Source organism: Polaromonas sp. P1_G2, assembly GCF_056405515.1.
Window position 1 is genome coordinate 1 of record NZ_JBFUBY010000839.1, and the last position, 539, is coordinate 539.

Here is a 539-nt window from a genome sequence, read left to right on the forward strand (position 1 = left end):
ATGTGCAACAGATGGGCGGCAATCGCTGGGATACGTCGTCGCTGCTGGCACGGCTTGAGAAATAGGATGCGCATCGTTCCGGCGCTTACGGGATTGGCTATCGCCGCTTGCGCCGGGCGTTCAGCCCAGGCTGCAGAATCCAATCTTGCAAGTCAGTTGAAAGCGGAGATCATCCGCTGCTGGAATCTTCCTTCCGGCTACGATCCGGGACCGTCCAGAATCATGCTTCATGTGCGTCTCGCGCCTGACGGAGCGGTGCTGGATGTGGAGACCGTGATGCTGGAGCCGAATACCAGCAAGGTCCAATTCATCGCCGCCTCCGCAGTCGGCGCCATTCGCCGATGTGGCCCATTCAAGGATCTGCCGTCCGGTCAATATTCGGATTGGAAGAGCGTATGGATCAATTTCAGACCGATGGCGGAGTAAGTGATGGAAAGCCCCTCGCGCGATTGGACCGCATCCCAGATCGTCGATTATCTGAAATCGCTGCGAGACGGCCGCAATATCGAGGGCATGCAGCGGTTCGGCATCGACACGGG

The 539-nt window shown here is 58.4% G+C and carries 1 protein-coding gene; it reads left to right on the forward strand.

The window, feature by feature from the left end:
* On the forward strand, positions 1-426 hold a 426-nt coding region (locus AC1D0P_RS27905; RefSeq protein WP_477679699.1), incomplete at its 5' end, for a cell envelope integrity TolA family protein.
* Between the last annotated feature and the right edge of the window lie 113 nt (positions 427-539).